Source organism: Sphingomonas sp. CD22, from assembly GCF_034556155.1.
In the GTDB taxonomy this organism is placed as follows: Bacteria; Pseudomonadota; Alphaproteobacteria; order Sphingomonadales; family Sphingomonadaceae; genus Sphingomonas.
Genome location: NZ_JAYDYX010000009.1, coordinates 101,378 through 127,325 on the forward strand (window position 1 = coordinate 101,378; position 25,948 = coordinate 127,325).

The window sequence follows — 25,948 nt, forward strand, 5'->3', positions numbered from 1 at the left end:
AGTGCCCCAGGGGCGAGAGGTCAGTGCGCTGCTCCGCGAAGCGAGCGAACGGCTCGGCGCCGCCAGGTCGATCGCCGCGGTGGTCGAGGCGCTGCGGCTGACCGCGCGCGACGCGCTCGACGCCGAGGGGATCGCGGTCGCGCTCAAGGACGGCGACCAATGCTATTACGTCGCCGAGGATGCGATCGGGCCGCTGTGGCGCGGCAATCGCTATCCCGCCGACACCTGCATCTCGGGCTGGGTGATGCGCCATCGCCAGACGACGGTGATCGCCGACGTGCGCACCGACGCGCGCGTGCCGCAGGACGCCTATCGCGCCACCTTCGTGCGCAGCCTGATCATGGCGCCGATCGGCACGCCCGAGCCGGTCGCCGCGCTCGGCGCCTATTGGTCCGAGCCCGGCGATCATGGCCCCGAGGTGATCGACCGGTTGCAGATGCTCGCGCAACTCGCCGGCACCGCGATCGAGAATGCGCGGCTGATCCACGCGATGGAGGAAAGCGAGCGGCTGCGCACGCTGACGCTCGACGCCGGGCGGATGGGCACCTGGGCGCTCGACGCGCTCACCTATCGGCTGGAGACGTCGGAGACGTGCCGGGTGACGTTCGGCCGCGATCCCGCCGCGCCCTTCACCTACGCCGATTTCGCGGCCGCGGTCTGCCCCGAGGATCGCGACCGGGTGCGCGCGGCGATCGCGGGCAGCCTGGCGGAGGGGCGCGACTATCATGTCGAATATCGCATCACGACGCCGGCCGGCGACCAGCGCTGGATCGAGGCGCGCGGCCGCCCGGCGCTGCTGCTGGGCGGCGGGGTCGAGGGCATGGCCGGGGTGACCATCGACGTCACCGAGCGCAAGGTGATGGAAGAGGCGCTGCGCCGCGCGGCGAGCTCGCTAGAACAGCGGGTCGAGGAGCGGACCCGCGAACTGGTCGAGACGCAGGAGGCGCTCAAGCAATCGCAGAAGCTGGAGGCGATGGGATCGCTGACGGGCGGCGTCGCGCACGATTTCAACAATCTGCTGACCCCGATCATCGGCAGCCTCGACATGCTCCACCGCCGCCAGATCGGCGGGGAGCGCGAACAGCGGCTGATCGCGGGCGCGTTGCAGTCGGCGGACCGGGCGCGCACGCTGGTGCAGCGCCTGCTCGCCTTCGCGCGCCGGCAACCGCTGCGCCCCGAGCCGGTCGCGCCGTCGGCGCTGATCCGCGGCATGGCCGACCTGATCGGCACCACTTTGGGGCCGCAGATCCGCCTGCAGCTCGATATCGCCCCCGCGCTGCCGCATGCGATCGCCGATCCGCAGCAGATCGAGATGGCGCTGCTCAATCTGGCGGTCAACGCGCGCGATGCGATGCCGGGCGGCGGCCGGCTGACCGTGTCGGCGCATTGCGCGGAGGACCCGGTCGCGGCGGGGCTGGCGCCGGGTGCCTATGTCGTCATCCGCGTCACCGATACGGGCATCGGGATGGATGCCGACACGCGCCGGCGCGCGGTCGAGCCCTTCTTCTCGACCAAGGGCGTCGGCCGCGGCACCGGACTCGGCCTGTCGATGGCGCACGGTCTGGCGCTGCAGCTCGGCGGCCGCCTGACGATCGACAGCAGCGTCGGCGAAGGCACGTCGGTGGCGCTCTGGCTGCCCGCCGGCGCCGAAGCCGCGGCGGTGCGCCCGGCGCAGGGCGTCGCTACCGCCGCGGTCGCCGGCACCGTGCTGCTCGTCGACGACGAGGATCTGGTGCGCGCGTCGACCGCCGACATGCTCGTCGATCTCGGTTTCGAGGTGATCGAGGCGTGTTCGGGGAGCGAGGCGCTCGCCCGCCTGGACGCGGCCGGCGCGATCGACCTGCTCGTCACCGATCATCTGATGCCCGGGATGACCGGGGTCGAGCTGGCGCGCGAGATCGTCGCGCGGCGGCCGGGCCTGCCCGTCCTCGTCGTCTCGGGCTATTCGGACGCGGTCGGCCTCGCGGCCGATCTGCCGCGGCTCGAAAAGCCGTTCCGCCAGGCCGATCTGCTCGCCGCGTTGACCGGAGTGTTGGCCGGGACCGAGCCGGCCGACCGCCAGCTCGCCCATTCCTAAGCGGATCGCTCTTTCCATATTCTCCCCCTGGCGGGGGAGGAATTTGACCGAATGTCTATCCGGCCACGCTGCACCTTTTACCTTTCGTTAGGGAATAAGGGTCAGTGGTGCTGACGCTCGGTGCCCCCCAAGGCCGGGTAGATGCCTCGCCCGACGCCGTCCCGGCGCGGCGAGGCGTTTTACGGCGCGGCCGAAACCGCGCGCGGCCGCCGGCGATGCGGCCGCCACACATCTTTAAGATATTGATCTTAATCTGAATCACAATGAAACCGCGCGCGAATGACGTCGACGAAGACGCCCGGCTTGACGCCCTCGCCCAGCTCAGATTGCTGGACACTCCGCCGAGCGAAAGCTTCGACCGCATCACCCGCATGGCGAGCCAGATCTTCGGGCTGCCGGTCGCCGCGGTCTCGCTGACCGATCGCGACCGGCAATGGTTCAAGTCGCGCGTCGGCATCGATCATTGCAGCATCCCGCGCGACAAGGCGCCGTGCGCCGTGGTCGCCGAATCGACCGCACCTTTGGTCGTCGAGGATCTGCTGGCCGATCCTTATTATGCCGACAGCGTGCTGGCGCGCGCGGGCACGCGGTTCTACGCTGGCGCGCCGCTGATCACCAGCGATGGCTATGGCCTGGGCGCGCTGTGCGTGCTGGGCACCGCGCCGCGTCAGGTGTCGCCGGCGGAGCTGGCCGGGCTGGTCGATCTCGCCGCGATGGTGATGGCGCAGATCGAGTTGCAGCATGCCTTCGGACGGATCGATCCGATTAGCGGCCTGCCGACGCGCAACCAGTTCCGCGACGATCTGATGGATCTCGCGCGCGATTCTGCCGGCGAGCCGCGGTTCGCAGTGGTGGTCGACCTGGCGCGCGACGACCAGATCAGCCGGATCACGCGCGTCATGGGCGGCACGCGTGTCGACGAGCTGATCCGCGAGGCGGCGCGCGCGCTCGCCAGGATGCTCGCGCCGAACCGGAACGTCTATCACGTCGGCCCCGCGCAATTCGCCTTCCTGTCGCCGCCCGGGGTCGAACAGGCGGCCTATCTCGACGTGCTGCAATCGGGGTTCGCGCTGATCCGCCGCTCGTCGTCGGCGCGCTTCGTAACCAGCGTCGCAATCGGCGTGCGGCCCTTCGTCCTCGGCGACGTGCTGCCCGACGACGTGCTGCGCGGGGCGGCCAGCGCGGCGCAGGATGCGCGCCGCGCCGACGGGTCGATCGCGCTCTATTCCGCCGCCAACGATACCGCCCACCAGCGCCAATATCGCCTGTTGCGCGATTTCGGCGCGGCGCTGGAGGCGGGCGACCAGTTGCGGCTGGTCTATCAGCCGCGGCTCGACATGGCGAGCGGCCGCTGCGTCGGCGCCGAGGCGCTGCTGCGCTGGCGGCATCCGCGGCTCGGCGAGATATCGCCGGCCGAATTCATCCCGATCATCGAACAGACCGCGATGGCGCGGCCGACCACGCAATGGGTGCTTGACGCGGCGATGGACCAGCTCGCGCGCTGGGATCGCGCGGCGATGACGCAGACGCTGTCGGTCAACATCTCCGCCGCCAATCTGACCGAGACCGATTTCGTCGCGCGCGTCCAGCTCGGCCTGCTCCAGCGCGGGCTGCGCCCCGACCGGCTCGAGATCGAGCTGACCGAGAGCGCGATCATGGCGCAGCCCGAACAGGCGCTCGCCATGCTGCGCGAACTGGCCGCGGCGGGCATCTGCCTGGCGATCGACGATTTCGGCACCGGGCACAGCAGCCTCGCCTATCTCCAGCGGCTGCCGGCGCGCGTGCTCAAGATCGACCAGGCCTTCATCCGCAACCTGACCGGCGCGCAAGGGCCCGATTTCGTGCTGGTCGAGACGATGATCGGCCTCGCCAAGAAGCTCGGCTATCACGTCGTCGCCGAGGGGATCGAGACCGAAGCCGCCGCGACGGTGCTGGCCCGGCTCGGCTGCGACGAAGCGCAGGGCTTCTGGTTCGCGCGACCGATGGAAACGGCGGATTTCGCCACGTGGCTGGCGGATCATCGCGACCGGCGCGTGGTGGGTGGTTAGAGTAACGCCTGCCCTCGCCGATATCGTTACGCTATCGGAACAATTCGGTATTTGCAGCATTTTTCAAGCGGATAGCTGGAAGGCCCCAATGCCGCACGTGCTGATCATCGAGGATTCCTATTTGTTCGGCCAGTTCGTGTGCGATGCCGCGATCCTCGCGGGCGCCCGTACCGTCGAGGTGGCGGAGACCGAGGCCGAGGCCGAGCGGGCGGCGACCCGATGCGTGCCGGCGTTGATCGTCGCCGACGTCAGACTCCGCCATGGCACCGGCGTCGCGGCGGTCCGGAGGATCACCGGCGCGGGCGGCCATATCCCCGTGCTCTACGTCACCGGCCATCCCCAGGGATGCAGCGGCTGCCCCTCCGGAAGCGCGGTGATCGAGAAGCCTGTGTCGCACGACCGGCTGCGCGATTCGATCCGGCAGCTCATCGCCACCCGACCGGTCCGGCCCGTCACGCACTGACCGACCCGTCCCCGCCGTCCCGATCAGAATGACAGCTGCGCGCGGCCGACCAGCCGGTCGCCGGCATGGGCAGCATCGGCGAAGCGGCCGGTGGCGTCCTCCGGCGCGACGTCGCTCCCGAGATAGTCGATGCCGAAGGTCAGCCGGTCGCGGCGATGCTCGACCCCGAGTCGCCAATCCAGATAGCTGCCGCCCGGCCGCAGGCGTTGCGCGCGCAGCGGATCGGCAACACCCCCCGACGAATGGCCGAGCCCCGCCAGCAGGGTGAACGGCGTACCAGGGATGCCCGCGTTCGCGTCGGCGCGCAGATGCACGTTGCTGCCGCCGATCGCCTCCTGCGACGGCGCGACCGCGACGCCGAGCGTCGCATAAACCGGGCCATAGCCATAGCCTGCGGTGGCGCCGAGTTCGACATAGTCCATCCGCTCCCGCGTCCCGGCGAACAGATGCGCGGTCGCGCTGGCGTCGAGCCGGATCGCGCCGAAGTCCCAGCCGGTGCCCGCGGTCAGATCGACGACGGCCTCCGCGCCGGGATGGCGCGGGCTGTCGCGCAGCGTCACCGCGCGTACCGACGCGTCGACCGCGCCGAGCGATCCACGCAGCGCGCCGGCGACTGCGGCGCGGCCGCCGCTCCAGCTCAGTCCGCGCCGCACCTCGTCGTTCGTCACCTCCACGCTCGCGGCCACGCCCGCGGAGGGTACATCCTGCGCCACGGCGGGCGCGGCCGCGGCAAGGCTCAGCATCATGGCCTGCCTTAGGATCATCCGGTGCGTTCCGCCCCGTGCAACCGGTCGAGTTCGGCCCGCAAGGCGGCATGATCCTCTTCGGCGACCGTCACCAGATGGCGCCGCATGTCGCCGGCGCGGCTGGCGACCTCCTCGCTGATCGCGGACCGGTTGGTGGTGCACCAGCCCGGCCGGGTGCCGGCGATCGCTGGGGTGTCGGCGATATGGCGGGTCATGCTGGCGCCGCTGGTGCCGATCGCATGGCGAGCGACGGTCATCTTCGCGCTCCAGTCGCAGCGTAGCGTCGAACTGCGCCCGCCGTCCGTTGCGGTGCCGACCTGCTTGTGGTGGATCGCGACATCGCCGCGATAGGTGACGGCGATGCGGCCGCTGTGGTGATCGAGCTGCGTGTGATGATCCACCGTCATGCCGAGCGTGGCACCGGCAGCGCCGAGCGCCAGACCGGCCATCAGCATATAGGCCATCATGTCTCTCCTTGCGGCATCCCGGCCTGTCCCGGCCGGTGATGCGGATGTTGTGGGACCATGGCCTTATAAATCCGGGTAACGGGCGCAGGTTGCGGCGCCGGCAGCGCGCAACAAAATGTAAGATGCGTCGCCATTCGGCGTCGCGACGCCCGTCGTCGCGAACCACCTGCTGAGCGGACGCTTCGGGACGCGGATACCGACAGGCGGGCGACCCCGACCTGTCGTCGAATTTGCCCCGCTCTGGTCTACGCCGGCCATCCCGGTGCGAGGCGGGCAGAACAAGGAAACAGACGGCGGGGCAGTTCCTGATTTTGCACACCCTATACGGCGAGCCATTGCGGTAAGCGTCTGGGAAAAAGAGGGTAATACCGTCCAAACGAGTCTTAAGGTTTCTTAAGAGGGTGCAACAATGGGGCTAAGCTACTGTAGCGACCCGATAAAGGGGCCTTAAGGAAGCTTAAGGTGGCTTGATCGAACGGAGAGACTTGCGAGCAGGCCAAGAAACACTGCCGCGACATTCAGATCATCTCCAGCAGCCGTCACCGGCTCGGCACGGCTCACCCGACGGAGCGGTTGCCGTCCTCGCGGTCGGCGCGGTGCCGTTCGTCCAGCGTCGCGAAGATCGCCGCCTGGTCGAGGTGCGCGCGCCGGCGCTCCTTGTTCGGCGAACGGGCGGCCAGTTCCAATTCGGCTTGCGCCAGTTGCGCGTAATCGATCGGCGCGGACGGGTCGGACAATAACGGGCTCCTTCGCGGTCGCGGCATGCGAATGGCAAGCTACGAACGGATTCGCCGAATGATGCAGCCGCATCCGCCGACCGGGGTGGAACGGTACGGACGCCGGTCCAAAGGACCGGCGTCCGTCGCCGCCTGCCGAGCGGCGCCTTCCGGAAAGTGCCGGGCTCAGAAGCGCAGGCGCACGCCGGTCGCGATGCTCTCGCGGTGGTCGTCGCGGCCGGTCTGCGCCTCGACGGTCGAGAACAGTTCGATCCCATCGTTGACGCGATAGCCGACCCCTGCCGAGACGGTGCCGACCAGCGGCGCGCGCTGCGCCCCGAAGGCGCCAAGCACCAGCGGCGCCCCAGCATAGCCGCAGAAAGCCTCGGGCTTGCGGCCCTGCAACTGCGCGCGCAGGCCGAAGCCGACATAGGGGCGGAAGGCCAACCCGAATCGCAGCTACCATCCGCCATACCCGAATCACGAAAATCGCCCTTAAGCGGCCGGCGGACAGAGAAACTGCGGTGGGGTACGGATTTTCACGTAGCGCCCACGCGCCTTTGCCAAGGCGCCATCCCCGCCACCCCAACGGCCCCAACCAGCCCCTCGCATCGCCCCGTTTTGAGACGCGATCGACCCGCAATGGCTGGTAAAAACCCGTGTGTTTGGATACGGATAGCCCAAGCAAGGTGAGGCGTTTGCGTGCTGAGATTTCTCTGCCGGCACGGCATCCACCGATGGCAGCACAAGCCTGCCACGGCGAGGGTCGGGACGACGATTTCGAGATGTGGTCGCTGCAACGCGGTGCGGGTGACCCATGCCAAAAAAACAAAAGATCGTTCTACCCCTTGAACCCCTTTCCCAAATTGGTACGTTAACCTCCTATAGCGAAAACGCTGGGAGAGGTTCTGATGCGTATTTTCAACTACCCCGAGGCCGAGCGTCACCCCTTCGGTGCGCATGGCATCCTGATCGCGCTGCCGATCGCCGCCGCACTCTGGGCGGGCATCATCGCGACCGTATTCTGATCTGACGTCGCGGCGTGGCCATGGTGGCCGCGCCGCGGTAGCGCGTGCCGTCGGGCGCGCGATGCCGGTCGCGTTTCCGCCGGTCCGGATTCCATCCTATGATGGAGCCATGAAGATAGGCAGCGCCCCGCCGGCGGTTTTCGCCGATCTCCAGCAATCCGGTATTCCGCCGATCGCGCCGATCCCGGTCGTTGCGATGACCGACGACACGGTCGATGCCGCCCCCATCGACCCCAATCGCATCGATCCCCAGCAGCCGCATCCCGTGCAGCGCCCGGACGCGCACAAGGTATCGGCCGCGAGCGAGACGCTGGAGACGCTGCGCGCGGTGAAGCGCGATGCGGAGATCGCGCGCGCGCATGCCAGCCAGAAGCTGCAGGATCTGAAGGCGCAACTGCATCTGGTCGAGATGATGCACACCGGCGATCCCGCCCGGCACGGACAGGCGGTGACGCAGATCGCGCGCGAACTCGCCGCCTCGGTGCAGGAATTCATCAGCGTCGGCGGCACGCCGATCGATCTTAGCGCGATCGACATCGATCCGATCAAGGACACCGCCCCGTCGACCGTCCCGCCGAACGCGGTCAGCCCGACCGATCCCGCCGTGCTGGTCGCCGCGGCCGCGCTCGCCACCACCCGCGGCGACGTGCAGCATGCCGCGGCGGTACAGGCCGCGACCGCGCAGCGTGAGACCGAGGCCGTCGACCTGACCAGCGCCGTCACCAAAGTGAGCGAGGTGACCAGCGTCGCGGTCACCGTCGGCGAGGATCCGGACGCCGCCTTCGCCCGCGACGCACGCGCGCTCGCCCGCGACCTCAAGGCAAGCGTGCGGCGCCGCCACGAACAGGACGGCGACGACGGCGATGCGGCGGCCGACGCCATTGATCGCGCGCTCGCCTCGCCATCGGGTACCACGTCCGCTCCCGCCGCGATCTGACCGCACGGGCGCCGTTTCGCGTCGGCGCAGCCGGCTTTGGGACCGACATCCGGACGCTGCTCCCGGCCGGCGATCACATTTGTCCCTGCCGATGCGCGTGAGTAAAACCTTTCTTCTCAAGCATCTATTACCAAGCGAGCTTAACGCGTTTGACTCGCAATATCATGTTGCATAGGGCGCCACGATGTTTCGGGGGCGTAACAGCATGTATCGGGTCTATGCGTATCTTCTTTCCACCTCGGCGCTTGTCGCATTCCCGGCGACGATAGCCGCTCAGACCCGCCAGCCGCCGGCCACGGCGGAGGAGACTGTCACGCCGGACGACCGCCACGACATCATCGTCACCGGCGTGCACGACGAGGAAGGGCAGGCGACGATCGTCAGCACCGGGGCGCTCGGCGCCAAGCCCTTGCTCGACACGCCGTTTTCGCTCTCCGTCGTCAATGCCGAGGACATCCTGCGCCGTCAGGTGACCAATATCGGCCAGCTCTTCGCCGACGATCCCTCGGTTTCGTCATCGGCACCGGCGGCCTCGACCAATTGGTGGGGAACGCAGATCCGCGGTATCGGCGTGCGCAACTATTACGTCGATGACGTGCCGATGGCGCTGTACTGGGGCGGCGATTTCGCGCTCGAACCGATCCAGAGCGTCACCGCGCTCAAGGGGCTGACCGGTTTCATGTACGGCTTCGGGTCGCCGGGCGGGGTGATCAGCTATCGCACCAAGCGGCCGACGACGGCGCCGCTGCTCACCACCGAGATCGGCTATCGCACCGCCGGTATCGGCTATGCGCGGCTCGATGCCGGCGGGCCGCTGACCCGCGACGGCGCGTTCGGCTATCGTCTCAACCTCGCCGGCGAGAAGGGCGACGCCTATAATCGCGCCGGGGTGAACCGCCTGGTCGCGGCGCTGGCGCTCGACTATCGCCTCGCCCCCGACCTGCGCTGGTTCGCGACCGCGAGCTACGAGGACAGCACGCTGCGCCACGAGCCGTTCGGCGTCTATTGGTCTCAATATACCGATACGGCCTTGCCGCGCGTCTCGTACGATTATGGCAAACTGAACATCGCCAACAGCTTCTACGCGACGCGGACGCTGGCGACCGCGACGGGGCTGGATTGGGGCTTCGCTCCCGACTGGTCGGTGCGGCTGACCTATGGCTATACCAGCAAGCTGCACCATGCGAACAAGATGTTCATCAACCTGCTCGACCAGACCGGCGACTATCGCGGCTTCGCCTATAATTTCGCCTCGCTGGGCCGCAGCCACTTCGGGCAGGCATTGGTGCAGGGCGCGATCGCGACCGGGCCGGTGCGGCACGAGATCGTCGTCGGCACGTCGTTGCAGGCGAACCTCAGCGATTTCGGCCCAGCGGACTCGCATTGGGGCAATGATTTCAACGGCAATCTCTACCGGGACCAGCCGTTCCGCGTGACCCGCGCGATCGCCTTCGGCACCGACGGCTCGCCGTCGCGCGACCAGCAGCGGGCGCTGTTCGCCAGCGATACGCTACATTTCGGCGACCACGTCCAGGCGATGGCCGGTGCGCGCTACAATCTCTATCGCCTGTCCGACACCGACGACGATCCTGCGACGGATTCGAGCTACCGCGCCACTGCGCTGACGCCGACGGTCGCGCTGCTCTACAAGCCGGTCGCCTATGCCACGCTCTACGCCAGTTATGCCGAGGCGCTGGAGCCGGGCAGCCGGGTCGATGGCATCTACGTCAACGCCGGCGAGGTGCTTAAACCGACGATCAGCCGTCAATATGAGGTCGGCGGCAAATATGAGCATGATGGGCTCAGCCTGACCACCGCCGCCTTCCGCATCGAACGGGTCGAGCCGATCGATCTGACCGAGGGGGATCGCCGGCGCCTGACGCAGGACGGGCTCACGCTCTACAAGGGCATCGAGGCGACCGCACGCTATCAGCTTACCCCGGCGCTGCGGCTGGGGGCGGGCGCGATCCATCTCGACCCCAGCATCCGCACCGTCGCGTCGGACAATGCCGCCATGCTCGGTCATGTCCCCGGCGGCACGAGCAAATGGCAAGTGACCGGCAACGCCGATTACCGGCCGCCCGCGCTGCCGGGGTTCAGCCTGTTCGGCAACGTCCGCTACATCGGCCCGGCACCGACCGACAATGACAACCGGCTCGCCATCCCCGGCTATACCGTCGCCAATGCCGGCTTCCAGTATCAGACGCGGCTCGGCGGCCAGCCGGTGATCGTCACCGGCAACGTCAACAACCTGACCGACGCGCATTACTGGACGCAGACCAACGTCGGCGAGGCGATCAACGGCTCGCTGTCGGTGCGGCTCGCCTGGTAACGGACGAACGGGCCGCCGGCGGGGTGCCGGCGACCCGTTCATCGGGACGTTGGATCGAGGCGCCAATCAGGACGCGCGGTACATCTTGATCCGGTAATTGGTGGTGTCGGTGCCGGCGGCATTCTTGTTCGGCCCGACGACGAAGGTGATCACGTCGCCCTGCTTGAGGCTGATGCCCTTGAGGCTCATGTCGTAATGGCCGTTGAAGATCGTCGCCAGCACGGTTTGTGAATTGACCACGACCTGGACGTCGATGCCATCCGCCGACTGGGCGTTGACGTCCCAGACACCGCTGATGTCGAACTTGCCGTCATAAGGCGAGGTGTAGCGCAGGATCGCCTTATAGGCGTCGGGCGATCCGCCGGTGTTATAGTCGACCGGGCTCACCGTATTGGCGTTGATGTTGAACGGGCGCAGCCAGTCGATGCCGATATAGGGCATCCAGTCCGAACTCGCGACCTCGCCCCCGCCCTGCGTATAGGCCTGGGTATAGGCCTGCGACCGCACGCCATAAGCGAAATAGGTCCACGGCCCCTCGAACTTGGTCGAGCCGTCGAGCGAATTGGTGAAGTCGAACTGGTCGTAGCTGTCGGCGACGAGCCGGCTCGATCCGAGCACGACGGTGTCGCCATAGACCAGCGGACCGTCGCTGACGATGATCGTCGGCGACTTGGCGTCGATCGTCGCCGGCTGCGCGATCTCGACGCCCTGCGAGTTGTAGAATTTCGCACCGGTCTTGACCGTCAGGCTGCGCGGATCGCCCCAGACGACCATCGCATTCTGGCCGAACTGATAGGCGTAGACGAAGGGATCGGTGGCGATCCGCCGCCCCGCGCCCTTGGCGAGCACCTGCGTCGCCATGACCTTATAGCCCTGGCCCGGCGGCAGCACCGCGCCCGAGAACGAGGCGAGCGCGACGTTCTTGTACCAGATGTTGTTGGGGCCGCCCTGCTGGCGCAGCGCGTACCAATCGGCCTCCGCGACACCAGCGGTCGCCATCACCGCGACGCTCTTGACCAGATAGTCGGCGGTGTCGACGACGCTGTCGAGCTCCTTGGCGAATTCGGTGACGTGGATCGGCTTGGCATTGGCGCCCATCGCCGACTTGAGGACGGTGAGCTGCTTGTCGAGCTGTTCGGCGTCGGTCGTATAGGGATGGACGACGATGCCATCCATATAGTTGAGCCCGCCCATCGCGAACAACGGCTTGAAATAGCCGACCGGGATCGCGAGCGCCGCACCGCCGAGCACCTTGACGTCGGCATGCGTCGCCTTGACCGCGGTATAGACCGCCTTCAGCGTCTCGTAATAATATTTCTGGCGCGCCGGATAGCCGTCGTTGAGCACCGGGCCGGTGACGAAGTTGAACGCATTGTATTCGTTGCCGACCTCGATCGTCTTGACCTTGGGGAAATGGTCGAGCGTCGCGACGATCATCTTGGCGTAGGCGGCGCGGCCGGCGTCGGTATAGGGCGTCTGCCCGCCGTCGTAGAGCGGATTGGTGTTGTCGAACAGCAAGGTGACCGGGAAGCCGCCGTCGCTGACGTTGTTGATCCAGCTCACTTTGGCCGAGTTGAACTGATAGACGCCGGGCGATTTCTCGATCTCGGTCCAGGCGACGCCGTCGCGCACGGCGGCCGTGCCGAGCGTCCTGGCGGTCTGCAGGATCGAGAAGTCCCAGGTCTGCTGGCCGAAGGCGGTGGCGGCGCCGAGGATCATCGCGCTGGGTGTGGTCGCGACCGGGGTCGGCGTGGGGGTCGCGGTCGGGGTCGGGGTCGCGGTGGGCGTCGGCGTTGCCGTGGGGGTCGCGGCGGGAACCACGACGACGGCACCGGACGAGCCGGCCGCGCTTTCACCGGCAGCACCTCCGCCGCCTCCTCCGCAGCCACCGAGCAGCAGCACGCTGCACGTCGCAAGAGTCATTCGGAAGTTCAGCATGACGATCCAACTCGAGATTATTCTCAAGCTCTTAGGGGCGCCGAGTTAAATATAGGTTGCCGCTCGGCGGATATGATGGTTGGAGCCGCTCGCCGTTCCGCCCCGTTTCGCCCGGCGTCGATTTCCCCTTTTCCCGCCCGATCTCGCTCCCCGTCGGTCCGCCCGCGGCCATGTCTGGTTGTCCAAATGGTATTCCGAAGCCGCCGCCCCGCGACCGAACCGTGCCTGCCCGCGGGCCGGCGCGTCTATGCGATCGGCGACATCCACGGCGAGGCGGACCTGCTGATCCGCCTGCTCGAGGCGATCCGCGTCGATTCCCTCGCCCGCCCGCCGGCTGCGGTGACGTTGGTGTTCCTCGGCGACTTCATCGATCGCGGCAGGGATTCGGCGACGCTGCTCAAGGTCTTCTCGCTCGCCGACGCCGATGCCGAGGACGTGAAGGTGCTGAAGGGCAATCACGAGGCGGCGCTGGTCGACGTCTATCGCGGCGACGAGGAGGCGCTCGCCTTCTGGCTGCAATTCGGCGGCCGCCCGACGCTGGAGGGGCTTGGCGTGCCGGTCGGCGGGCGGCCGTTCGACAGCGCCCGCACGCTGGCGCTGCTGCGTGCGGCGCTCGACGGCGCGATCGTCGACTGGCTCGACCAGCTTCCGCATTCCTGGAGCCTGGGCGATTATTTCTTCACCCACGCCGGCATCCGCCCGCGTGTCCGGCTGACCCGCCAGGACCCCGACGATCTGTTGTGGATCCGCGAACCCTTCCTGTCGAGCAAGCGCCGCCACGAGAAGGTCATCGTCCACGGCCACACCGTCGAACCCGGCGTGCCGCGGCTCGGCGGCAACCGCATCGGCATCGACACTGGCGCGCACGAAACCGGCTGCCTCACCGCGCTGGGGCTGGAAGACGGCGAGCAATGGCTCGTCCAGGCGAGCGACGGCCGCCCGCGTATCGTCAGCCCGCCGCTCGGCTAGCGCCCGCGGTGCCGGCCCCCTGCCCCCGTCCCGGTTCCGCCGCAGTGCAAAAAATCCGTGTCTTAGGCGGTACAGGCCGGCGTCCTGACGCGTTAGATCGGGCGGCGATTTTCGCCGAAAACGCACCCGGGAGTATGTCTATGCTTAAATCCGTCATGTTGGGCGCCTCGACGCTCGCCCTCGTCGCCAGCCCGATCGCCGCCAGCGCCGCGCCGACCGTCGCTGCGCCGACCAATGCCGCCAGCGCGCTGTCGCTGTCGTCCGCACATCGTGTCGGCGCGCCCGCCGGCAAGTCGAGCAAGCTCGCCGGGGCCGGCATCGGTCCGATCGCCGCAGCGGTGATCGTCGCCGGCATCGCGATTGGCGCCGCGGTGCTGATCAGCGACAAGGAAGACGATAATTCCGACAGCAACTAAGCTGTGATGATCCGGCCCCGTCCGCCATCCGTGGCGGGCGGGGTCGGCCGCTGTGCGCCGCGGCGCAACGAAAAAGGGCGCCCGGTTGACCGGACGCCCCCCAGTCCGGAGCTGTGCTTGGAAACAGCCCGGCCTGACCCGGAACTTCGCCGGCCGTCAGATACCGTTCGACAGATTGGTGTCGGGGTCGTTGGTGCGCATGTCGTCGGCCTGGTTCTGGCCGGTCGCGCGGACCGCATCCGCCTTGTTCTCGAGGCTGGCTTCGGCTGCGCTGGTGCTCGCATTGTCCGCGGCGTCTTCCAGATTGTCGGCAACCGCTTCGCTGTTCGCCTCGATATTGTCGGCAACCTGCTCGCGCGGGCTGGAATTGCAGGCAGACAGGCTGGCCAGACCGGCCGCCATGGCGAGAACCACCATCTTCTTCATCGAAATTACCCCTGTTATCGAACGGCTTGAAAGCCGAAGGGGGTCAATCGCCGAGCGCGGGGTAAGTTCCGTCAGGACTTGCGCTGGATGCCGAACCAGCGTGCCGGGTCCTGCCCCGACTGCGCGCCGATCCAGCTATAGGGCACGTCGCGCCACATGCGGATGCCCGCGGCGCGGCTGTCGAGCACCAGATCGCCCGAGCCGGTGCGCGCGACCAGCACGACGTGCAGGCCGATGCGCCGCGCATAGCCGACGGCGAGGAACAGATTGTCGGGCGGGAAGCCTGCCTTGATCAGCTCAAGCCGCTTTTCGAGCGCGATATCCTCGCAATCGCCGACCGCGCGGCGGCCGCGACCCGACGGCGTCCACACTTCCGCACGGCCGTAGGCGCGCATGTCGCTTTCCTGGCGGACATGACGGTTGACGGTGCGGTTGACCTCGTCGAGCAGGCGCAGGTCGTCGGTGATCTCGGTTTCGCCCGCCCAGGGCTGGTTGCTGCACAGATCGGGGCGCGTCTCGCACATCACCGCAAAGCCGCGCGGCGGGGTGATCGGCTGAGCGAGCGCGATGAACAGATCGGGGCGGCTCGCGCTCGCCGGGGCGGCGGACAGCACGGCCAGCGCCGCGGCGAGGAGGGCCGCGATACGGCCGGTCGAGGAGGGCGCGGTGATCATCTCGCCACGCAGGATACGCTGGGAAGGTTAAGGAAAATTCCTGCGGCGTCCCAGAAAGGGCGCGATCCGGGGCGTGCCGGACAGGTGACAATAATCGCGACCTGCGCTAGCCTTAACCGATTGGGACCGCGGCTGCGGCGGTCGTTCGAGCGATAGAGTGGCAAATGGGGAAGTCCGGCGAATGAAAATCCTGATGACCCTGATCGCGGCGATCGGCCTGGCGGGCTGCGGCCCCGCGCTCGCCTCCGGCCAGACCGCGCCGACCACCGCCAGCACGCCGGCGCGCCCTGCCGCCACCGCCGCTGGCGGCGTCACCGCCTCGGCGCAGGCCGGCCCGGCGGGCGTCACCGCATCGACCGACGACTACCGGCTCGGCGTCGCCGACAAGATCCGCATCCTGATCTTCGACGAACCGTCGCTGTCGGGGGAATTCCTGGTCAATGCCAACGGCAAGCTGTCGCTGCCGCTGATCGGCGACGTCGATGCCGCCGGCGTCACCACCACCGCGCTTGCCGCGACCATCCAGCGCAAGCTCGCCGACGGCTATCTGCGCGAGCCGCGGGTCAGCATCGACGTGCTGACCTTCCGGCCCTATTACATCCTCGGCGAGGTCAACAAGCCGGGCGAATATCCCTATTCCTCGGGGCTTACCGTGCTCAACGCGGTCGCCACCGCGGAGGGCTTCACCTATCGCGCCAGCAAGAAGTCGGTGGTGGTCAAGCACGCCGGCGAGGCGACCGAGGAGACGGTGCCGCTGTCCCCCGATCTGCGCGTCCGCCCCGGCGACACGATCCGTATCCGCGAGCGTCTGTTCTAGGCCCGATCGACAGTCGGGGTTTAGCTGTAATTCCTCCCCCTGGCGGGGGAGGAATTACAATAGTCCATAAGCGGAATGGCGATCGGTCCCGGCAACCCGGCGACGACCCCTTTCGCTGCCGGAGCCCCGCGATAGGGCCGTTATTGTCCCGAAATCGGACGGAGCGTTGGCCGGGCCATGCCATATGATTGCCGATTGCGGCGTTATGTGACACAGGCTTGTCAACTAAGGGGTTCAGCTATGCGATTGGTTTTGTTCGGCATGGCGGCGACGCTGTCGCTCGTGGGTGCCAGCGGCGACGCTCAGATCCCGGTGACGCCGCTGTCGCCGGTGGTGTCGCGCGACGATCCCAACGTCATTGCGCTCTATACAGAGATCATGCGGACGATCGCCGGCGTCCCCGCGCCCGCGGGTCGCGACCAGCTCGAAGCGCAGATCGCCTACACGGTCGATCAGAGCCAGGCCAATTGCCCGGTCGTCGTCGCCGCGCTGCACGAGGCGCTCGACGCGCCGCGCAGCCCCAAGCCGACCGTCGAGGCGCTGCGCGACGTGCTGACCAACGCCTCGCGCTGCGACCGCTACGGCACCGCCGCGGTGGGTGGCCCGGGTGCGACGCTTGCCCAGGGTCCCGCCGTCGGGATCGGCGGGGGCAGCTCCAATTACGCCTCGTTTTAATTGATGACTTTGATGACAGGTATTTCGATGCGGCTGCCCTTTGTTGCCCTGGCGGGCATGCTGACGATGCCATTCGCTGCCGGCGTGGCGCAGGCGCAGTCGACCGATTCCAATCTGGTCCTGCCCAATTTGCCGCTCGACTTCGATCGCGGCAAGAACACCAGCGTCCTCCAGCGCGAGCGGCCGGAATATCAGGCGCAGGGCGTGCGCGCGGGCACGTTCCTGCTCTATCCGAAGCTGGAACTCGGCGCCGGCTTCAGCGACAACGCCTATCAGGTCGACAACAACAAGCAGAGCGACGTCTACGCGCTGATCGCGCCGTCGATCGCCGCCAACAGCAACTGGTCGACCAACGAGCTGAACTTCAACGCCGGCGCCCGCCTGCGCCGCTTCGCCAGCGAGACGCCGCGTAACGAGACCAATTACAATCTCGACGCCAGCGGCCGGCTCGACGCGACGCGCTCGCTGACCTTCAACACCCTGCTGCGCACCGCGCGCTCGACCGAGCCGCGCTCGTCCGCCGCCTCGCCGCAGGATGCCGCCGAAGCGATCCAGTTCCAGCAGACCACCGCCAGCGTCGGCAGCGCCTTCGCCGGCGCGCGCATCCGCGGCCAGGTCGCGGTCAGCGTCGACAAATATGATTTCTCCGACGTCCGCTCCTTCTCGGGCGGGCTGATCAGCCAGCAGGGCCGCGACCAGGTGCTGCTGCGCACCACCGCGCGGGGCGAATATGCGGTGTCGCCCGACACCTCGCTGTTCGTGCAGGGCGGCTATACCGACACGACCTACAAATATCCGCTGACCACCGGCATCCCCAATCGCGATTCCAACGAATTCAACGTGATCGGGGGCGCGAGCTTCGATCTGTCGGCGCTGGTCCGCGGCGGCATCGGCGTCGGCTACGTCAACCGCCGCTACGATTCGCCGATCTACCGCGACATCTCCGGCGTGTCGGCGGAAGCGAAGATCGAATATTTCCCGACCCAGCTCACTACCGTGGGGCTCAACGTCCGCCGCACCGTGCAGGACAGCTATTTCGGCACCAGCAGCGGCTTCTTCGCGACTGCGGCCGCGCTGCGCGTCGATCACGAACTGCTCCGCAACCTGCTGCTCAACGCGCAGGTCGGCTATGAGCAGGACGATTTCGTCAACCAGAACGCCAGGTCGAAGATCGTCCGCTACAGTGCCGGCGGCCGTTATCTGCTCAACCGCAATTTCGGTTTCGGCCTGCTGGTCGGGCGCGACAACCGGTCTGCCCGCGGCACCGTCGGATTACAGGCTTTCGACGAAACCCGTGCGCTGTTATCAATCGTCCTGCAGCGCTAACGCTGTCGTCCCCCAAGGGAAAATAGCGACCGTATGAACAAGATGTCCACGCTGGCCGAGCAAGATGAAGCAAGCCGCTTCGACCAGTCGCGTCACGTCGGACGGCGCGCTGTCACCCTGAAATCGGTTGGCGAAGCGATCCGTCGGCGCTGGATCATCGTGGTCGCCACCGCGCTGGTGGTGTTCGCGGCCGCGCTCGGCACGGCGCTGATGCTGACGCCGAAATACGATGCCTTCGCCAAGGTGCGCATCACCCCCAATGCCGCCTCGCCGCTCGATTTCGGCAACGGCACCGAACAGCCCGCCGACCAGACCGCGGTCAACACCGAGGTGCAGGTGATCGGCTCGCGCGCCACCGCGCGCAAGGTCGTCACCCAGCTCGGCCTCGAGCGCGATCCCGAATTCGCCGGCAAGGGCCCCGCCAACACCGCGATCGAACGCGCGACCAGCGGCGTGCTCGAGCACCTCAAGATCAACCGCGACGACAAGAGCTATCTCGTCCTCATCGGCATCCGCTCGATCGACGGCGCCAAGGCGGCGCGGATCGCCAATACCTATGCCAGCACCTATGTCGCCGGCACCGCCGACAATCTGATGGGCACCGCGGCGAAACAGTCGCAGTCGATCCAGAACCGGCTGCGCGAGCTCGGCGCCGAGGTGCAGTCCGCCGATGCGCGCCTCGCCTCCTATCGCGCGCAGAGCGGCATCAGCCAGAGCGGCGAAGGCGGCACGATCACCGACCAGCAGATCGCGCCTTTGTCGATGCAGCTCGCCACCGCCGAATCCGAAGCCGCCGCGGCGCGCTCGGCGGTGTCGGTGGCGGAACGGCAGAATGCCACCGGCGGCACCGATGCGATCTCCGCGGTGCTGTCGTCGGGGGTCATCGCCGACCTGCGCCGCCAGCGTACCGAGGCGGAGAAGCGCCGCGCCGAGCTGAGCTCGCGCTACGGTCCGCGCTATCCGCTGTCGATCCAGGTCGCGCAGCAGATCGAATCGCTCGACGCGCAGATCCGCCAGGAGGCGCAGCGCGTCGTCGGCGGCCTGCGCAGCCAGGCGCTGTCCGCCGAGGCACGCGCCGCCAGCCTGCGCAACCGCCTCAACACGCTGCAGCGCGGCGTCGCCCGCGACGACCAGGCGTCGGTGATGGCCGGCAGCCTGGAGCGCGACGCCGAGGCCAAGCGCACCGCCTACACCCGCCTCGCGCAGGCGGCGCAGCAGTCGACGCAGGCGCAGCGCGTCTCGACGCCGCAGGCGAACATCATCGAGAATGCGACGATCCCGACCAAGCCGACCTTCCCGCAGGTCAAGGCGTTCGCCGCGGCCGGCCTGCTGATCGGCCTCGTCTTCGGTCTCGCCGGCGTGCTGCTGTTCGAAGGGCTGAGCTCGACGATCCGCAAGCCCGAGGACATCGAAACCCTGCTCGGCCTGTCGTTCGTCGCCTCGGTGCCGCGCCTGCCGACGCCGTGGCGGCTGCGCGCGCGCCGCGTCGCCAACCCGGCGACGACGCTCGTCGCCAAGCCGATGACGGTCTATGCCGAGGCCTATCGCGCGATCCGCTCGTTCATCGTGTCGCGCAACCAGAGCCAGCCGACGCAGGTGATCGCGCTCGCCTCGACATTGCCCGGCGAGGGCAAGACGACCAGTGCGCTGTCGCTGGCGCGGATCATGGCGCTGAGCGGCGACCGCGTGCTGCTGATCGACTGCGACGTGCGCCGCGCCGGCGTGCTGCGTGCGCTCAACCGCTCGGTCGACACCGGTCTTGCCGACGTGCTCGAAGGTCGCGCGTCGATGGCGCAGGCGGTGCTGCCCGACGAGGTCAACGGACTCGACCTGCTGCTCGTCCAGGGGTCGCTGTTCACCCCGATCGACCTGTTCGGCGGGGGCCGGATGGAGGCGATGCTCGCCGATGCGCGCGGCCGCTACGATTTCATCATCCTCGACACCCCGCCGCTGCTCGGTATCGCCGATGCCCGCACGCTGGTCGGGCTCGCCGATGCGGTGATGCTGGTCATCAAGTGGAACACGACGCCGATCGCCGCGGTCGACGCCGCGCTCGCCGGGCTCGAACAGAGCCAGGGCGAAGTGCTCGGCGCGGTGCTGACGATGGTCGATCACCGGTCGGAGGCGATGGGCGGCCTCTATTATTCGGCGCGTTACTCCTCTTACTACAACGAATAAGCGGCGCATGGCCCGCTCCCGCCTGAGGCCGGCGTGGCTGGCGGCTGCGGGGGTGACGCTCGTCCTGTCGGGCATGGCGATCGGCAGCGAGCGGCGCGTCGCCCGGGTCGCTGCGGCGCGCGACGCCGAACCGGCGGTGCGCGCCGCCCTGCTCGCCGAGGCGACGGGCTGGCGGCCCGCCGACGTCCCGCCGCGCGCCGCGATCGGCCTCGCCGCCTTGTGGCTGCGGCAGGCCGGCGCGGCGGTGCCGCCCGGTTCCGACCGCGCCAGCCTCGCCCATGCCCGCGCGATGCTCGCGGTTGCCGATGCCGGCCGGCCGACCGCCGCGGCGACCTTGCTGCTGCACAGCCAGTTCGCACTCGCTCCCGGCGACCATCCGACCCCGGCGAGCCTCGCCGCCTTCACCGCCAGTTATGCCGCCGCGCCTTTCCTTACGGCCGAAGGCTTCTGGCGCGCGGCTTATGCGGCGCGCTACTGGCGCGACCTGCCCGCCGCGACGCAGGAGGCGGCGGTCGCCGAGGCGGCATGGCTCGCCGCGCTCGACGGCCGTTTCAACGACCGGCTGGTCGACATCATGGGCGGTTCGCCGATGTCGGTCCGCTTCGCACTGCGGGTGCAGCCGAAACATTGATCCCGCTGCTCCCGCTTGCGCGGGCGCACGGCGATCAGGCTTCCCCGGTCATCGGGGTATTGCGACGGCGTCGCCGCGGCGCTTTCGGTGTCCGCGATGCCACCGGCCGCCGCGCCGCGCCGCTTGCCAGCGCGCCGCCCCATACCGAACCGAGCAGCACCGCGAACAGCGCCGCCACCGCGGGCACGTTGAGCGCGATGTCGACCATCGCGCTGCCGGCGATCGCGAGCAATGCGCACAGCGGCGCCACCGACCACCAGTCGCGCCGCGCCCGCGCGATCTGGAAGGCGATCGCCGCCAGCGCGATCAGCAGCAGCGCCAGCCCTGGCCAGCCCGCCTCGATCGCGAGCTGCACCGGCGCGTTGTGCGCGGCGCCGAAATTCCAGTAGAGCGGTGCGACCTCCGCGGTCAGCGTGCGCTGGTTGACTTCGTAGAAGCTGCCGAGGCCCTGGCCCCACCAGGGGCTGGCATTGGCGACCGCGGTATAATGGTCGATCACCGCCCAGCGCGATCCGGCATCCTCGGGCAGATAGGCCGAGCGGTCGGCGACCGGGGTGAACACCGCGACCAGCACGAGCAGCACGATCAGCGCCAGCGCGGCGGGAGCGAGCAGCCGCAGCGGCGGCCGGCCGTCCTGCCAGCGCCGCCAGCGCCGCACCAGCAGCAGCCCGCCGCCCAGCAGCGCGAGCAGCACCGCGCTGCGGCTGCCGGTCAGCGCGCACAGCACCAGCGCCACCGCGCTCCCCGCCACCGCGGCGAGGCGCAGCTGCATCGCTCCCTCGTCGGGGGCGAGCGCCAGCCCGCCGGCGAGCAGCGCGAGCGCCGCGAAGGTGATGCCGGCGGCATTGGGATTGCCGATCGTGCCGCTGTAGCGCGCCGCGCGCGCGCTGTCGTACAGCCAGTCGATCGCATCGACCGCCGCCCAGGCGACATAGACCAATCCGACCAGCGTCAGCACCCGTATGACGCCGCGCGCCGAGCCGGCACGATAGGCGAGCAGCGCGGCGACGATGGTCAGCAGCGTCGTCGCCAGCGCCTTGGCGAGCGCGAGGCCGAACAAATCGGCGGCCGGATTGGCGGGCATGCCGAGCGCGCTGCCCAGCCCCTGCGGCAGCAATCCGGGCAGCGCCGCCCACGCCAGCGCCGCGGCGAGCAGCGCGAGCGGCAGCCGCGCCAGCCGCCAGAAGCGCGACGCGGCCGGCGACAGCGCGATCACCGCGATCGCGAGCGCCGCATCGGCGAAGGCGGCGATCGCGCTGGTGAGGCCCTGATTGGCGCCGCCCGCGAGGATCTGCACGGCAACCAGCACGGCCAGCGCCGGCGCCGCCCAGCCGAGCGGACGCGGCGCCGATGTCGGTGGTGCGGGCGAGGCACGCTCGCGATCGGGCAACACGCTCATATCCCTCCCCTGTCCGACCGAGCCGTGGCCAACCGCCGGTTCGCGACGACCCTAGCCAATGCAATCGCCTCTGCCAGCTTGCAAATGTCCCGAAAACGCACGATGCGGCGGGGAACGATCCGATCCCGCGCACGACACCCGCCGAACGATCGGCTTAAGGGTCGGCCGCCGCCCCGCTTGCCCGAGGACCGCTTGTGTCGCTTTCCCATTCCCAACGATCGACGCTCTGGGGCCTGGCCGCGGTGCTGCTCGTCATCGGGCTGGTGACCGCGCTGCTGACGATGGACGACGACAGCAATTTCCTCGACGCCATCCCCTTCGGCCCGGCGCGCACGCAGGTCGCCGCGCCTTCGCCGCTGGCCGAGGACGAATTGCCGCTCGACACCTTCGTGCCGAGCGCGATCCTCAAGCTGTCGCCGCAGGATGCGCTCGCCCGCAATCTCGCGCTGCCGCTCAGCCATGCCAGCAACCCGCTGGCGCCGCCCTTCGTGGCGGCCTGGCTCGGTGCCGATCTCGAACGGCAGACCGTCTGCCTCGCCAATGCGGTCTATTACGAGGCGAACGGCGAGCCGCTGAGCGGCCAGCGCGCGGTCGCGCAGGTCGTGCTCAACCGGCTGCGCCATCCGCGCTATCCCAAGACGATCTGCGAGGTGGTCAATCAGGGCTCCGACCGGCCGACGGGCTGCCAGTTCAGCTTCACCTGCGACGGTTCGCTCGCGCGCGCGCCCAATCCGGTGCGCTTCAAGGTCGCGATGGGTGTCGCCACCGCCGCGCTCGACGGCTGGACGTCGGCCGAGGCCGGGCAGGCGACGCATTACCACACGCTCTACGTCTTCCCGAAATGGGCGCCCGAACTGCTCAAGCTCGGCATCCTCGGCCACCATATCTTCTATCGCCTGCCCGGCCAGCCGCACGACTATACCGCCTTCCGCACCGCGGCCGCGGCGCTGCCCACCGACCCGGCGCTGCTCGCGCCGACGCTGCCCGATCCGACGCTGCCGGCGAGCGACGTCGACACGCGCGCGGTCGTCGGCGTGCCGCTCGCGCTGCCCGCCTATCCCGGTCCGACCGCCACGGGCACCGCGACGGACAGCGGCGCGGGTGGCGGCAGCGGTGCGACCGCCGGCCAGCCGGCCCCCGCCGCGACGCCGACCCCGGCCGCCAAAGCGACGCCGCGCAATTATTTTCCCGATCGCCGCGACACGCGTTCCCATCTGCCGCTGCCCCAGTAAGCTCGCGGCATGGCGCTGCTTTTGCAACAGGACCCTATTCGATGACCGTAGACCCCACGCCCGGCGAGAGCGTCCCGGCCCGCCCGCGCAAGGTGGCGATCGTCCATTATTGGCTGGTGACGATGCGGGGCGGCGAGCGCGTGCTCGAACGGATCTGCGACCTCTATCCCGATGCCGACATCTTCACGCATGTCGTCGACGAGGCCGCGCTGTCGCAGACGCTCAAGCGCCATCGCATCTTCAGCACCTTCATCAGCAAGCTGCCGCTCGCCAAGACGCAATATCAGAAATACCTGCCGCTGATGCCCGCCGCGCTCGAGGCGCTCGACCTCAGCGCCTACGACCTCGTCATCAGTTGCGAGGCGGGACCGGCCAAGGGCGTCATCACCCGCCCCGACGCGGTCCACGTCACATACTGCCATTCGCCGATGCGCTACATCTGGGATCAATATCACGCCTATCGCAAGGCGAGCGGCAAGCTCGCCGGCCTCTATCTGCGGCTGGTCGCCCCCCGGATGCGCGCCTGGGACCGGATGAGCGCGTCGCGGCCCGACGTCATCATGGCCAACAGCCAGTTCGTCCGCCGGCGGATCGGCAAATTCTGGGGCCGCGAGGCGAGCGTCGTCTATCCGCCGGTCGACGTCGACATCTTCCAGCGCAGCGACGCGGTCAGCGACGAATGCGTCTGGATCAGCCAGCTCGTCCCCTACAAGCGCCCCGACATCGCGGTCGACGCCTTCACCCGCAGCGGCCGCAAGCTGCACGTCATCGGCGACGGCCCGATGCTCGAGACGCTGAAGGCGCGCGCCGGCCCCAACGTCCGTTTTACGACGCGGATGCGCTTCGACGAACTGCGCGCTGCGTATGCCCAGGCGCGCGCGCTGATCTTCACCGCCGAGGAGGATTTCGGCATCATCCCGGTCGAATCGCAGGCGGCGGGGCGGCCGGTGGTGGTCTTCGGCCGTGGCGGCGGCACCGAGACGGTGATCGACGGCGAGACCGGCATCCACTTCCACGAGCAGAGCGCGGACTCGCTGATCGCGGCGATGGAGCGGTTCGACGCCTGGCTGCCCGGCTTCGACCCCGAGGCGGCGATCGCCAACGCCAGCCGCTTCGCCCGCGCCAATTTCCTGCGCGACTTCGCCGCGGAGGTGGCGCGCGCCGAACGGCTGGTCGCCGCGGACAGCGTGCTGGCGTCGGAGCGGATCGAGGCGCGCTGACGGCAGGGGGGGCTAGGCGGGCCCGATGGCGCTCAGGCCGCGACCCGGCCGAGATGCGTCGTCAGCAGCTTGCGGACCGGCCGATCGTACACGCGGATCGCGACCGCCGATGCGACGACGGCGAGGATGATTCCCAACACCGGCGGCAACAGGGGATGGATCGATCGCACCACGTCGATGTGCGGTGCATTCTTGACGACGCGCAGGATCGGCTGGTGCAGCAGGTACAATGGATAGGATAATTCGCCGAATGCCCTGAGCCATGGGGCAAGGGCTGCGGCAGGCGCGGTGCGGGCGCCCAGCACGACCAGTGCCGGCAGGCACACCAATGCGATCACGGCGTCGGCGATCGCCTGCGAGGCGATCGGGACGAGCAGGAGCGCCGGCAGCGCGATCAGCGGCAGCCATGTCGGCACGCCGCTACGGCGGTGCAGGCCGAGACGGAAGATGGCGACGCCAGCGGCGAACGGGAATGTCACGCGCACGAACCCGGCCGCGAAGCTCCACCAGGTGTCGAAGCCGACCAATTGCATGCCGTCGAATGCGTAGCAGATCGCGACATAGCCTAGCGCCGATAGCAGCAGCAGGGTGCCGAAGAACCGCCCCGACAATCGCGGCGACAGCGCATAGACGATGTTGGCGACGACCTCGAAAAACAGCGACCAGATCGGATTGTCGCTGGGATAGGCCTGTTTCCCGAAGAAGAAGCCGGCGGGAATGAGGAGCATGGTCCCGATCGTGATGATCGTCGGCACCATGATGCCGTCCTTGCGCCCCGCGATCAGCACCAGCCCACCCAGCAGCGCTCCGATGAAGATCATCGGATACAGGCGGATCAACCGCAGCTTGGCGAACGTGGCGAACCGCATGCCCGATGCCAGCCGGCCCTCATAGGCGTAGGCGATGACGAAGCCGCTGAGGCAGAAGAAGAAGTCTACCGCGAGGTACGAATGGTCGAGCAGCCGGCCGCCGATCATCAACTCCCTGGCGTGCAGCCCGGCCACGATCAATGCGGCGATCCCGCGCATGCCGTCGAGCACGAGAAAGTGCTGCTTGTGTCCCTGAACGATCGTCAACACACATTCCCAAAATCGATCGAGCAACCCGTCGCATCGACGGATAGGGTACCGATGGCAGAGGCTTGATGATGGCGCGGGCAAAAGGCCCGATTCAGCCACAGTCGTGACGCACCCGCCTATAGGGGCATTCCCATCACGTGCAACGCCCCTGCCC

At 68.5% G+C, this 25,948-nt stretch carries 23 protein-coding genes; 14 read left to right on the forward strand and 9 right to left on the reverse strand.

The window, feature by feature from the left end:
• Position 1 precedes the first annotated feature (1 nt).
• The 3 genes from SFC76_RS16810 to SFC76_RS16820 all read left to right on the forward strand — a co-directional run bounded on the left by SFC76_RS16810 (position 2) and on the right by SFC76_RS16820 (position 4,588).
• The gene (locus SFC76_RS16810) at positions 2-2,077 is read left to right on the forward strand and encodes an ATP-binding protein (RefSeq protein ID WP_322850558.1); all 2,076 of its coding nucleotides are present in this window, start codon (positions 2-4) and stop codon (positions 2,075-2,077) included.
• 263 nt (positions 2,078-2,340) lie between these two features.
• Entirely contained in the window at positions 2,341-4,125 is a 1,785-nt protein-coding gene (locus tag SFC76_RS16815; protein ID WP_322850559.1) for a putative bifunctional diguanylate cyclase/phosphodiesterase, read from the forward strand.
• 88 nt (positions 4,126-4,213) lie between these two features.
• Positions 4,214-4,588 carry a response regulator gene (locus SFC76_RS16820; RefSeq protein ID WP_322850560.1) on the forward strand — a complete coding sequence of 125 codons (375 nt, stop codon included), beginning with the start codon at positions 4,214-4,216 and terminating at the stop codon, positions 4,586-4,588.
• Between the two features lie 23 nt (positions 4,589-4,611).
• Here SFC76_RS16820 and SFC76_RS16825 read toward each other — a convergent pair whose 3' ends face one another.
• The 4 genes from SFC76_RS16825 to SFC76_RS16840 form a co-directional block, all read right to left on the reverse strand.
• Positions 4,612-5,334 (reverse strand): TorF family putative porin, encoded by a 723-nt coding sequence (locus SFC76_RS16825; RefSeq protein WP_322850561.1) that lies wholly within the window; start codon positions 5,332-5,334, stop codon positions 4,612-4,614.
• 14 nt (positions 5,335-5,348) lie between these two features.
• Complete coding sequence (locus SFC76_RS16830) at positions 5,349-5,801, reverse strand: hypothetical protein (protein ID WP_322850562.1); 453 nt, start codon at positions 5,799-5,801, stop codon at positions 5,349-5,351.
• Positions 5,802-6,358: 557 nt separating this feature from the next.
• On the reverse strand, positions 6,359-6,538 hold the full coding sequence (locus SFC76_RS16835) for a hypothetical protein (RefSeq protein ID WP_322850563.1): 180 nt from the start codon (positions 6,536-6,538) through the stop codon (positions 6,359-6,361).
• Positions 6,539-6,703: 165 nt separating this feature from the next.
• Positions 6,704-6,964 (reverse strand): hypothetical protein, encoded by a 261-nt coding sequence (locus tag SFC76_RS16840; protein ID WP_322850564.1) that lies wholly within the window; start codon positions 6,962-6,964, stop codon positions 6,704-6,706.
• Positions 6,965-7,654: 690 nt separating this feature from the next.
• On the opposite strand from SFC76_RS16840, the gene SFC76_RS16845 reads away from it, so the two are divergent.
• Together SFC76_RS16845 and SFC76_RS16850 are read left to right on the forward strand one after the other, a co-directional pair.
• On the forward strand, positions 7,655-8,482 hold the full coding sequence (locus SFC76_RS16845; protein ID WP_322850565.1) for a hypothetical protein: 828 nt from the start codon (positions 7,655-7,657) through the stop codon (positions 8,480-8,482).
• A 184-nt stretch (positions 8,483-8,666) separates the two neighbouring features.
• A complete protein-coding gene (locus SFC76_RS16850; RefSeq protein ID WP_322850566.1) occupies positions 8,667-10,814 on the forward strand; it encodes a TonB-dependent siderophore receptor in 2,148 nt (715 codons plus the stop codon).
• A 66-nt stretch (positions 10,815-10,880) separates the two neighbouring features.
• On the opposite strand, the gene SFC76_RS16855 is transcribed toward SFC76_RS16850, so the two are convergent.
• Positions 10,881-12,737, reverse strand: a complete 1,857-nt coding sequence (locus SFC76_RS16855; RefSeq protein WP_322850567.1) for a hypothetical protein — start codon at positions 12,735-12,737, stop codon at positions 10,881-10,883.
• A gap of 201 nt (positions 12,738-12,938) precedes the next feature.
• Here SFC76_RS16855 and SFC76_RS16860 point away from each other — a divergent pair, with 201 nt between their 5' ends.
• Together SFC76_RS16860 and SFC76_RS16865 are read left to right on the forward strand one after the other, a co-directional pair.
• The gene (locus SFC76_RS16860; protein ID WP_322850568.1) at positions 12,939-13,721 is read left to right on the forward strand and encodes a metallophosphoesterase family protein; all 783 of its coding nucleotides are present in this window, start codon (positions 12,939-12,941) and stop codon (positions 13,719-13,721) included.
• 140 nt (positions 13,722-13,861) lie between these two features.
• The gene (locus SFC76_RS16865; protein WP_322850569.1) at positions 13,862-14,137 is read left to right on the forward strand and encodes a hypothetical protein; all 276 of its coding nucleotides are present in this window, start codon (positions 13,862-13,864) and stop codon (positions 14,135-14,137) included.
• 156 nt (positions 14,138-14,293) lie between these two features.
• Here the strand turns inward: SFC76_RS16865 and SFC76_RS16870 are convergent, their stop codons facing one another.
• Positions 14,294-14,563: a hypothetical protein gene (locus SFC76_RS16870; RefSeq protein ID WP_041394085.1), complete on the reverse strand. Its 270-nt coding sequence runs from the start codon at positions 14,561-14,563 to the stop codon at positions 14,294-14,296.
• A gap of 71 nt (positions 14,564-14,634) precedes the next feature.
• Complete coding sequence (locus tag SFC76_RS16875) at positions 14,635-15,237, reverse strand: transglutaminase-like cysteine peptidase (RefSeq protein ID WP_322850570.1); 603 nt, start codon at positions 15,235-15,237, stop codon at positions 14,635-14,637.
• Positions 15,238-15,430: 193 nt separating this feature from the next.
• Between SFC76_RS16875 and SFC76_RS16880 the strand changes: the two genes are divergently transcribed.
• From SFC76_RS16880 to SFC76_RS16900, 5 genes are all read left to right on the forward strand, one after another.
• The gene (locus SFC76_RS16880) at positions 15,431-16,054 is read left to right on the forward strand and encodes a polysaccharide biosynthesis/export family protein (protein WP_322850571.1); all 624 of its coding nucleotides are present in this window, start codon (positions 15,431-15,433) and stop codon (positions 16,052-16,054) included.
• A 240-nt stretch (positions 16,055-16,294) separates the two neighbouring features.
• Complete coding sequence (locus SFC76_RS16885) at positions 16,295-16,729, forward strand: hypothetical protein (protein ID WP_322850572.1); 435 nt, start codon at positions 16,295-16,297, stop codon at positions 16,727-16,729.
• A gap of 27 nt (positions 16,730-16,756) precedes the next feature.
• Complete coding sequence (locus SFC76_RS16890; protein WP_322850573.1) at positions 16,757-18,055, forward strand: outer membrane beta-barrel protein; 1,299 nt, start codon at positions 16,757-16,759, stop codon at positions 18,053-18,055.
• A gap of 33 nt (positions 18,056-18,088) precedes the next feature.
• Positions 18,089-20,233 (forward strand): GumC family protein, encoded by a 2,145-nt coding sequence (locus tag SFC76_RS16895; protein WP_322850574.1) that lies wholly within the window; start codon positions 18,089-18,091, stop codon positions 20,231-20,233.
• 7 nt (positions 20,234-20,240) lie between these two features.
• The gene (locus SFC76_RS16900; RefSeq protein ID WP_322850575.1) at positions 20,241-20,864 is read left to right on the forward strand and encodes a hypothetical protein; all 624 of its coding nucleotides are present in this window, start codon (positions 20,241-20,243) and stop codon (positions 20,862-20,864) included.
• Between the two features lie 34 nt (positions 20,865-20,898).
• On the opposite strand, the gene SFC76_RS16905 is transcribed toward SFC76_RS16900, so the two are convergent.
• Positions 20,899-22,263 carry an O-antigen ligase family protein gene (locus SFC76_RS16905; RefSeq protein WP_322850576.1) on the reverse strand — a complete coding sequence of 455 codons (1,365 nt, stop codon included), beginning with the start codon at positions 22,261-22,263 and terminating at the stop codon, positions 20,899-20,901.
• 194 nt (positions 22,264-22,457) lie between these two features.
• On the opposite strand from SFC76_RS16905, the gene SFC76_RS16910 reads away from it, so the two are divergent.
• Complete coding sequence (locus SFC76_RS16910) at positions 22,458-23,495, forward strand: cell wall hydrolase (protein ID WP_322850577.1); 1,038 nt, start codon at positions 22,458-22,460, stop codon at positions 23,493-23,495.
• A 41-nt stretch (positions 23,496-23,536) separates the two neighbouring features.
• A complete protein-coding gene (locus SFC76_RS16915) occupies positions 23,537-24,715 on the forward strand; it encodes a glycosyltransferase (protein ID WP_322850578.1) in 1,179 nt (392 codons plus the stop codon).
• A 32-nt stretch (positions 24,716-24,747) separates the two neighbouring features.
• On the opposite strand, the gene SFC76_RS16920 is transcribed toward SFC76_RS16915, so the two are convergent.
• Positions 24,748-25,794, reverse strand: a complete 1,047-nt coding sequence (locus SFC76_RS16920) for an acyltransferase (RefSeq protein ID WP_322850579.1) — start codon at positions 25,792-25,794, stop codon at positions 24,748-24,750.
• Between the last annotated feature and the right edge of the window lie 154 nt (positions 25,795-25,948).